The sequence below is a fragment of the Microcystis sp. M_QC_C_20170808_M3Col genome (assembly GCF_007095505.1).
GTDB lineage: Bacteria > Cyanobacteriota > Cyanobacteriia > Cyanobacteriales > Microcystaceae > Microcystis.
In genome coordinates this window covers 1-9,725 of record NZ_SFBY01000225.1, presented here as the reverse complement: position 1 = coordinate 9,725, position 9,725 = coordinate 1, and the positions used below count along the sequence as shown (strand labels likewise).

At 44.1% G+C, this 9,725-nt stretch carries 9 protein-coding genes; 5 read left to right on the top strand and 4 right to left on the bottom strand.

Annotated features, from left to right (window positions below; all coding sequences use genetic code 11):
• Positions 1–498 precede the first annotated feature (498 nt).
• Complete coding sequence (locus EWV84_RS10065; RefSeq protein WP_287077880.1) at positions 499–1,467, bottom strand: hypothetical protein; 969 nt, start codon at positions 1,465–1,467, stop codon at positions 499–501.
• A 157-nt stretch (positions 1,468–1,624) separates the two neighbouring features.
• On the opposite strand from EWV84_RS10065, the gene EWV84_RS10060 reads away from it, so the two are divergent.
• Complete coding sequence (locus tag EWV84_RS10060; RefSeq protein WP_287077882.1) at positions 1,625–3,955, top strand: heavy metal translocating P-type ATPase; 2,331 nt, start codon at positions 1,625–1,627, stop codon at positions 3,953–3,955.
• Between the two features lie 386 nt (positions 3,956–4,341).
• Here the strand turns inward: EWV84_RS10060 and EWV84_RS10055 are convergent, their stop codons facing one another.
• Complete coding sequence (locus EWV84_RS10055; protein WP_287077879.1) at positions 4,342–4,683, bottom strand: hypothetical protein; 342 nt, start codon at positions 4,681–4,683, stop codon at positions 4,342–4,344.
• A 12-nt stretch (positions 4,684–4,695) separates the two neighbouring features.
• On the opposite strand from EWV84_RS10055, the gene holB reads away from it, so the two are divergent.
• Positions 4,696–5,661: a DNA polymerase III subunit delta' gene (holB, locus tag EWV84_RS10050; protein WP_287077878.1), complete on the top strand. Its 966-nt coding sequence runs from the start codon at positions 4,696–4,698 to the stop codon at positions 5,659–5,661.
• A gap of 37 nt (positions 5,662–5,698) precedes the next feature.
• Entirely contained in the window at positions 5,699–5,911 is a 213-nt protein-coding gene (locus tag EWV84_RS10045; protein WP_287077877.1) for a neurohypophysial hormones like protein, read from the top strand.
• Positions 5,912–5,975: 64 nt separating this feature from the next.
• Here EWV84_RS10045 and ftsH2 read toward each other — a convergent pair whose 3' ends face one another.
• Positions 5,976–7,862, bottom strand: a complete 1,887-nt coding sequence (gene ftsH2 / locus EWV84_RS10040; RefSeq protein ID WP_287077876.1) for an ATP-dependent zinc metalloprotease FtsH2 — start codon at positions 7,860–7,862, stop codon at positions 5,976–5,978.
• 216 nt (positions 7,863–8,078) lie between these two features.
• Here ftsH2 and EWV84_RS10035 point away from each other — a divergent pair, with 216 nt between their 5' ends.
• Both EWV84_RS10035 and EWV84_RS10030 read left to right on the top strand, forming a co-directional pair.
• Positions 8,079–8,294 carry a type II restriction endonuclease gene (locus EWV84_RS10035; protein WP_323801829.1) on the top strand — a complete coding sequence of 72 codons (216 nt, stop codon included), beginning with the start codon at positions 8,079–8,081 and terminating at the stop codon, positions 8,292–8,294.
• Positions 8,295–8,309: 15 nt separating this feature from the next.
• Positions 8,310–9,242: a DNA adenine methylase gene (locus tag EWV84_RS10030; protein ID WP_287077875.1), complete on the top strand. Its 933-nt coding sequence runs from the start codon at positions 8,310–8,312 to the stop codon at positions 9,240–9,242.
• 35 nt (positions 9,243–9,277) lie between these two features.
• On the opposite strand, the gene EWV84_RS10025 is transcribed toward EWV84_RS10030, so the two are convergent.
• A complete protein-coding gene (locus tag EWV84_RS10025) occupies positions 9,278–9,577 on the bottom strand; it encodes a hypothetical protein (protein ID WP_287077874.1) in 300 nt (99 codons plus the stop codon).
• Positions 9,578–9,725: the final 148 nt, after the last annotated feature.

Here is a 9,725-nt window from a genome sequence, read left to right as displayed (position 1 = left end):
AACCAGATTTTTCTTGGTTTTGTTATAAGTTTTCTTAATATTTTTTGAGAAGCTTTTTGTATCAAACAATACCAAACATTATGGCGATCGCCTTAAATCCAAACTTTTCCATCTACTGACATTAGATAGGGTGCGTTACATTTCATTAACGCACCCTATCAGATCGCACTGAAACAATCCAGTAGGGTGTGTTAGCGTCAGCGTAACGCACGAATTTTGAACATTAGGTAAGGTGCGTTACATTTCATTAACGCACCCCACAAGATCGGCGATCGCACTTTATCTCGCCTACATCTTCCCATGATTGATGTCCTCAGTTGAGCTTATCTATTGCCCTATTTTAGCTGTGTCAGTCCAGTAGGGTGTGTTAGCGTCAGCGTAACGCACGAATTTTGAACATTAGATAAGGTGCGTTACATTTCATTAACGCACCCTACAAGATCGGCGATCGCACTACAAGATCGGCGATCGCACTGCATTAGGGAACGCACCCTAAAGCTACGGGTTTACCGGTGGATGGGGTTTAGCTTCGTATATATGAATTAACTGAGATCCTGGATAATCTTCAGGTTGATCTAAACATTCTTGGTCAAGATCTTTACAGATTGTTTCCAGTATCAACTTCAAGATATTAAATTCAGTCGTTTCTTTGAAAACCATGACTCCGGGATATTCTGAGCCTTTTATGTTTGTTCGTCCTTGCTCGTCTTGAGAATAAACGTACCAACTTATAATTAATACATCGCTATCAACCAAGACAGCCCTAACAGATGCAGGGGAATAAAAGCGTTTTATGTAGAGATGAGCATTATAGCAATTATTAGGATCATGTCGGTTGTTACGTTCTCTCAAATACAATTCGCGTGGAATTTGTGAAATCCTATCCTTTGTATCTCCACCCAAATTAAGCCTATCCCAGATTTGATCGCACTGTTGATAAAGAATAATCTTCGTGTTTAAGCGCATGAGAGGAGCAAGGATTTTATCCCTAAGTAAAACTCCTGAATGTTGAATGAAAGTTATCTTTTCAGGAGTTTTATTTTGAAAAATCCATTTAATAAGCTCTGCATAAAGAATATCTTGTTGGGCTATTTCAAGGTTTCCGTTGTTAATTGCTTTTCTGAAATTGATAATTTCTGCTTTTAAGTCGTTGGTAGATGATTGAACATTGTTTGTTGCTTCTTTTACTTCATTGATAATTTCTGCTTTTAAGTCGTTGGTAGATGATTGAACATTGTTTGTTGCTTCTTTTAATTCTTTGGTAGATGATTGAACATTGTTTGTTGCTTTTCGATTTGATAGTAGAGAGTGTGCCATCATGGCTAGAATTCCTAAAGTTATCGCACTTAATGTAGAACTCGCGAAGTTCAGTATGCCAATTACTAACGCAGTAGGAATTATTATGTAGAGATCAAGGTTTTCACCTTTTAATATATCATTCCATACTTCTCTGAGATAACGCCGCATATCATTACCACCTTTGTAGTCTTTTGACTAAGTTGACACTATTGTAGTCTAACTATTGCCGATCGAGAAGGGATCGGGAAGAGATCGCCAAAATAGTTTAAAAATCGGCCGAGAATTTCTAGGATAGAAGTAAAGACCATCCTTGCCTACTTTTTCCATGATCCTAGCCGCCGAAACTGGACTAAAAACCGCTACTCTAGACGTAAAAGGCATGAAATGCGCCGGCTGTGTGAGTGCCGTAGAACGACAACTCAGCCAAAATCAAGGGGTAAAATCGGCCCAAGTTAACCTAATCACGGAAATTGCCGTGATTGAATACCAACCGGAAGCGATCGCACCAGAGCAATTAGCCGCAAAATTAACCGCGATAGGATTCCCCACCCAACCGCGCAGCTCATCGACTCCCCTTTCTCAACAAAATCAACGTCGGCAAAACCAACAAAAAGAACAGCAACAACAATTATACCGATTAGCGATCGCTTGTTGTTTACTGGTTTTTTCCCTGATCGGTCACTTACACCACATCGGGGGACCAGAAATCCCCATCTTTCAAAGTATTGCTTTTCACTGGACTTTAGCCACCCTAGCCATTTTATTCCCCGGCCGCGATATTTTCATCGATGGTTGGCGCGGATTACGGCACGGGATGCCAAATATGAACACTCTCGTTAGTTTAGGCACAGGTAGCGCCTATATAGCCAGTTGTTTGGCTCTTATCTTCCCTAATCTCGGTCTAGAGTGCTTTTTCGATGAACCAGTCATGCTGTTAGGTTTTATTCTCCTCGGACGGACTCTAGAAGCGCATTCCCGTCATCGCGCAGCCGCAGACCTAGAAGCGCTTACCTCCCTACAACCGGCAGTGGCTCACCTGATTGGTAGTACAGATGACCGTGTGGGCGTGGCGATTCCGGTGGAACAGCTGCGCGTCGGGGAATGGGTGCGCGTCTTACCTGGGGAAAAAATTCCCGTGGATGGGGAGATTATTCAGGGAAGAACCACGGTAGATGAAGCTTTGTTAACGGGGGAATCGCTGCCGGTGGTTAAGGAAATGGCAGATCTAGTCATTGCTGGCAGTTTCAATCTCTCTGGTGCGATCGCCGTGCAAACTCGTCAGGTGGGAACTGATACCACCCTAGCTAAGATTATCGCAGCCGTGGAATCAGCCCAAACTCGCAAGGCCCCAGTACAGAAGATAGCAGACCGGGTAGCGGGTTATTTTGCCTACGGAGTGATGATAATTGCCCTAATTGTGCTGCTCTTTTGGTATTTTTGGGGAACTAGGCTCTTTCCAGAGGTGTTAGGGTCAACCACAGGACACCACGAGATGATTCAACCCATTTCTCCCCTACTTTTGTCCCTAAAATTAGCGATTTCTGTGCTTGTGGTCGCTTGTCCCTGCGCTCTCGGTTTAGCCACACCTACGGCCCTACTGGTGGGAACCAGTTTAGCAGCCGAACGGGGTATTTTAATTAAAGGGGGCGATGTTTTGGAAACCGTCTCGCGACTGCAAACGGTGGTTTTTGACAAAACGGGAACCCTTAGCCAAGGTCATCCAGAAATTACCGATTGTTTGAGTTTTTCTGAGCTTAATCCCCTGGAAATTCAGCAATTAGCGGCAGTAGTGGAGAGTGGTACTAATCATCCTCTTGCTCGGGCGATTTTAGACGCGGTTACTCCTCCTACTAACCTGACGGGGGAAGATTTTCAAACTGTGGCCGGATTGGGAGTTTCTGCAAGGGTGCAGGGGTCGAAAATTGTTCTGGGAAATCGGCAATGGTTGGCGCAGAACGGCATTAAAATCGATGAAACTATCCCGGGCATTCAAGAGCTTTTACAAGCGGGTAAAACGGTGATTTATCTGGGTATGGAAGAACAATTACTCGGCGCGATCGCTTTTCAGGATCGATTGCGTCCTGATGCTCAAACAACCGTTAATCAGTTACAAAAACTCGGTTTAGAGGTGATTTTACTCAGTGGCGATCACCAAGAAGTGGTGACAGCGATCGCTAATAGTTTGGGTATTAGTCAATTTTATGCCCAAGTTGCTCCCGCCGAAAAATCCGCCTTAATTGCTGACTTACAGACAAAAGAGGGCAAAATCGTCGCTATGGTCGGGGATGGTATCAATGATGCTCCCGCACTAGGACAGGCTAACATCGGTATTGCTCTGGCTGGTGGGACGGAAGTGGCCATGGAAACGGCCGGGATCGTTTTAATTAGCGATCGCCTGGAGGATGTGGTGCAATCTCTGCATTTAAGTCTGGCCACATGGCAAAAAATCCGACAAAATCTTTTTTGGGCTTTGGGTTATAATACCCTTGCTATTCCCATTGCCGGTGGCTTATTACTACCCCATTGGGGTCTAGCTTTCAGTCCGTCCCTAGCAGCAGCTTTGATGGCTTTTAGTTCGGTTATGGTAGTGAGTAATTCCTTGCTTTTACGTCGTCAATTTCCCCCGCTCAAATCGACGCAGGAAGGCAAAAAATAAAGCAATGCCGATTTTTTCTCAATAACTTTTGCGGTTTATTTAGAGCTTGCTGAATAAATCTAAAAACCTTGTTGGGTAAGACTTTTAGACTTTTTGTCAATCAAAAAGTACTGGCCATGGGAGTGGTCGGGGGTAAAATTCAGGTACTTTTTCCCTGAAAATTAGGTAATTGACCACATGAAAATGGGTAAAACCCTACACCCCACACCCCACACCCTGCCCCCACGAGAAACTTTTTGCCGCAAACCCTATTTAAAGCGAAGTTATCTATCGTATTATTGATGGGGATAGGGAAGGAAAAGTTAGCACCCCAGTTAAATCACGGTGATAAGGTGGTATTTTGTCCCCAAGTCTTCATCAGCTGACGAAGATAGCAACGAATAGTTTTAAGCGGTAATTCTGGTCAGGGATTGCCCTTGATAATTGTTGGTAATAATCTGGTGAATAGATTCAAAAAATCGCCGACAACGATTATTAGTTCTCAGGGGTAATTCATGATTTTTTACCAATAAATCAATCTGAAGTTCCGAGCTAGTGGGAGGATGAATAAATAATTCCACTTTCACTAACTGGGGAAAGAGAGCATCGTTAGGAACTTCCGATAAAAGCAAGACATCGGGCCGGCGCTTGATGATTTCAAATTCACCCAAACTTAGGATATCATCGTATAAAAACCCGGTCTGAGGAGGAGAAATCCCGACAAAATAGGAACAGGAATAGCGAGCCATGGCAGGGAAAAGATGATAGATTGGTCACGGTTAATCGGTCAAAATCAGGCCATTGAACTACTACAAAGAGCGCTTGAAATCAATTCGATCGCTCCCGCTTACTTATTCGCCGGCGCTAAGGGAATTGGACGTAATCTGGCCGCAAAATGTTTCTGTCAAGACTTGTTAACTAGAGATCGATCGCCGGAAACAAGGGAATTAATCCTGAAACGCTTTCTGGGAGGCAATCATCCCGATTTACTCTGGATTGAACCCACTTATCAACACCAAGGCAAACTGCTCACCGCACAAGAAGCACAGGAAAGCAATCTCAAGCGTAAAGCTCCCCCGCAAATTCGTATCGAGCAAATTCGCGAGATTACTAACTTTTTAAGTCGTCCTCCTCTCGAATCGGCCCGCTCTGTGGTAGTGATCGAGGAAGCAGACACCATGACGGAAGCGGCGGCAAATGCGCTCTTAAAAACGCTTGAGGAACCTGGAAAAGCCACTTTAATCCTGATTGCTCCCAGTCCCTCCTCTTTACTACCTACTCTCGTTTCTCGCTGTCAACACGTCCCTTTTCAGCGTCTTTCGGAAGAAAATCTCGCTCAAGTCCTCCGCTCTAACGGACACGCTCGCGTTCTCAATTATCCGGCAATTCTCGGTTTAGCCCAAGGTAGCCCTGGAGAAGCGATCGCCGCTTTAGAGTTTCTCGATAGTCTCCCCCAAGATTTACCGCGATCTTTAAGCAAATTTCCCCTAAAACTCTCCCAGTCCTTAAACTTAGGAAAAATTATTGCTCAAACCCTTGACACGGAAACCCAATTATGGTATGTGAGTTATCTTCAGTATGAGGATTGGCAACGACGAAGAGAGCGATCGAGTTTGCAAATCTTGGAAAAAACCCGCCGGCAGCTGTTAGCCTACGTTCAACCCCGTTTAGTCTGGGAATGTACTCTCTTGGAATTAGCCAAGCTACCCACCGCCCAAAAGTCTTAAAATCGTTATATTCATCGATCGAGTGGGGAGAAAGACAATGAAAATCAAATCCTTAGTTTTGCTGATTCTGTTAACCTTGACTACGGTTTTAGGCGCTTGTCAGGGAGCAAAAGAAGCCGAAGAACCGAAAAACGTCCCTACCACGGTGGAATCGCCGCAAAAAGACGAAGATAGCGATAAAGACGGGGAAAATCGGCAAAAAGACGATGATAATGACCAGAATAAAGACGATGACGATGATGATAACTAAATCCCTAGTATAAAAAAATCGGGTGAGCTTTAACCCACCCGATCGCATCTGTATTAAAATTAACCTATAACTGGGGTACAAACTGTTCTTTTTCGGGAACGTAGGCGTATTCAGCCACAATTTGCCGGAATTCTTCCCCATTGATCGTTTCTTTTTCGATCAGCAGATCCACCACTCGATCGATCACTTCGCGATGATCGCGAATAATTTGCCGAGAAATTTCATGACAGTGTTCCACGATCGATCGCACCTGATCATCAATGCGAGTAGCGACCTTCTCAGAATACTCGGAACGAGTCATCAAACCGCCACCGAGGAACACTTCACCCCCTTGACTTTCTAGGGACAAAGGACCCAAATCACTCATCCCGAAACGAGTCACCATCTGACGCGCCATATCAGAGACTTGCTGTAAATCGCCACCCGCACCGGTAGTCACCTCATCATAGCCGAAGATTTCTTCCTCGGCCGCCCGACCACCTAAAGCACCGGAAATCCGGGCCATTAACTGCGCTTTCGTGGTTAAACCCTGTTCTTCGTTGGGAGTGAACCAAGTTAAACCCTGGGCCTGTCCCCGGGGAATCAGAGTCACTTTCTGGACGGGATCGTGATCTTTTAAGAGCGTACCCACGATCGCATGACCCACTTCATGGTAAGCGATTAAGCGCTTGCTCTTGCTATCGACTAAAGGAGTGCCTTCCATACCAGCGATCACGCGATCTACCGCATCATCTATCTCTAACAGGGTAATGGCTTCTTTACGACGACGGGCGGTTAAAATTGCCGCTTCGTTCAGTAAATTGGCTAAATCTGCCCCACTGAACCCCGGAGTGCGACGGGCGATCGCTTCGATGGAAACGTCGTTGGCCAGCTTTTTATTGCGGGCATGAACGTCTAAAATCTCTAAACGACCTTTAAAATCGGGTGCATCGACGGTTACTTGGCGATCAAAACGGCCCGGACGCATGAGAGCGGAATCGAGAACATCGGGGCGGTTAGTGGCGGCAATGATGATAATTCCCGTATTCCCCTCGAAACCGTCCATTTCTGTCAATAATTGGTTTAGGGTTTGTTCCCGTTCATCGTTACCACCACCGATACCGGCACCCCGTTGACGACCTACTGCGTCAATTTCATCGATAAAGATTAAACAGGGAGCATTTTCCTTGGCTTTTTTGAACAAATCGCGCACGCGAGAAGCACCGACACCGACGAACATTTCCACAAATTCCGAACCGGAAATGCTGAAGAAAGGTACACCCGCTTCACCGGCGATCGCTTTGGCTAACAGGGTTTTACCCGTACCGGGAGGGCCAACTAACAGGACTCCTTTGGGGATTTTGGCCCCGACGGCGGTAAATTTCTCCGGTTGTTTGAGGAAAGTGACGACTTCCTGTAATTCTTCCTTCGCTTCGTCAATTCCTGCCACATCATCAAAGGTGATGCCGGTTTTCGCTTCCATCTGGAAACGGGCTTTTGATTTACCAAAACTCATCGCTTGACCGGGGCCGCCGGGCATATTATTAGAACGGCGGAAGAGGAAAAAGAGAGCGGCAATCAGCAAAAAGGGGAAAAGTAGATTACCGAGGAATCCCCACCAAGCGCCGTCATTCCGCATCGGGTGAGCATCGAAACTAATTTTAGAATCGCGTAAACGGGCGATTAAATCGGGGGAATTGGCCGGTAAATCGACTCGTAGGCGTTGTACTCGGTTTTCTAGTTCTGGATCTAGGGCCTGTACGATCGCAGTTCTGCCACCTTCGTAGAGATCGACGCTGACAACCCTACCACTCTCTAGGTATTCTAGAAAGCGTCCGTAGGTCATGCGGGTAGTGGCGGTGTTATTGCCGATATTACCGGTGGCCGTGGCAAAAGTGCCTTGCCAGAGGAAAAAACCGACCACAAGGGCGGGCAATGTCCACAGTAAAATCGTTTTCCAGGATAGTTTCATGTTTGTTTAGTGGTTCTAGGATAAAGATTTTTGCCTAACTCATTTAGCTGTTTTTGTCAAGGATTTTAGGTTATTTTTTCGAGATTAATCCCCGCAGCCAATTAAATCTTAACTAAATGTAACGTAATTCTCATAATTCTGACAACAATGGTGACGAGAATTTTTTTTAGTTCATTTGTTCTAACAAGAGTCTCAGGGTTTCTGGGATAAGCTGTACTGAATTTAAACTGCCTAGAAGTATATACTATATCTATTGATACGAAAATCATCTCCAAAATCCTAGAATTGCTTCTTTTTCCCATATTTGATAATTTTGCTAGATGTAACCAATTAAAGATAGAGTTAGTATCTCAACAAAATTTTTACCCTAATTTGACCTTTATTCACGAGCCAACAGCAGCTAAGTTTGCTGTGGATAGAGATTACTGTTGATGAGGAGAGTGTTTAGTGAAGTTAACGCCGCTTGTGCCACCGATTAAGTGTCAAGGAATTAAAACTAAGTTGGTTAAAGATGTTAAAAATATTGTGTCTGATCTGAGCTTTGGGCGTTGGATAGAACCCTTTTCTGGCTCGGGAGTGGTGGCTTTTAATATTAATCCCAAAAAGGCTTTACTTGCGGACACAAATACTCATATTATCCAGTTTTATAATAATCTAAAAAATCAAGTTATTACCAGTAAAACTGTTAAGCTTTTTTTGCAAGAAAATGGTCAAGTTCTTAAGGAGCAGGGAGAAAGTTATTATTATCAAGTACGAGAAAGATTTAATCAATCTCCTAATTCTCTAGATTTTTTATTTCTCAATCGCTCCTGTTTTAATGGCGTGATGAGATTCAATCGTAAGGGACAGTTTAACGTACCTTACTGTCATAAATCAGAACGATTTTCTCAAGCATATATTACCAAAATAGTCAATCAAGTTATTGCCATAGAAAATATTCTGATTAAAACTGATTATAATTTTCAAGTTGCTGACTTTCGAGAGACTTTATCTGATTGGCAAAAAACAGATTTGCTCTATCTCGATCCTCCTTATTTAGGGAGAAACGTCGATTATTTTAACTCTTGGTCTGAAGAGGATGAAGATTGTTTGGTGACTATTTTAAAGGATATTTCTTGTCGGTTTATTTTGTCCACTTGGCACAGTAATCAGTTTAGAAGCAATCCTTTAATTAAAAAAAATTGGAGTGCTGATAAGTTTTATATCTATACTAAACAGCATTTTTATCATGTTGGTTCCACAGAAAAATTACGTCATCCGATCACCGAAGCGCTCATTACTAACTTTAACATTTCCTTGTTGCCAGAGCGAGGAACTGATTTGCAACAACTGTCATTATTCCCATCGACAGCAGAAAATGAGGGAGTGAGAACAGTCTAGAAGATGCCTAGTTGCTAATTCTCACTCCTTACTATTTATCCTTGGCTTTGGCGCAGATGGTCATTAATTTGGCGTTTGCGCTTTTCTTGGGGGGTAGTGCTAGTAATTTCGCCAAAATCTTCACTACTCATCGAAAGGTGGGACATTATCTTTCTTTTGCGCTCTTTAGCAGTTAATTCTGGTGAAGGAGTCACTGGAGGCGGCGCTGCCACCGGTTGCGCTGCCAGCGGGGGAGTTTCCACAATTGGCAGCGGTTTTTTGGGAATATAGTCAGCACCACTGGTGCTTCTGGAGAGATGATCGAGAATGCGACGTTTGCGATCGTCAGTAGCCATAACAATCTTTGCCAGCCTAGTTTAAAGTTTTTTGACACTCCTGGGCCTAAAGGCGTGAGGATTCTTGAGCTAATCACAGCCCTTTCTGGTTTCCCTTACTTAGGTCTTACACGATTATGTCTGAACCGAACCTACTAGAATATCACTT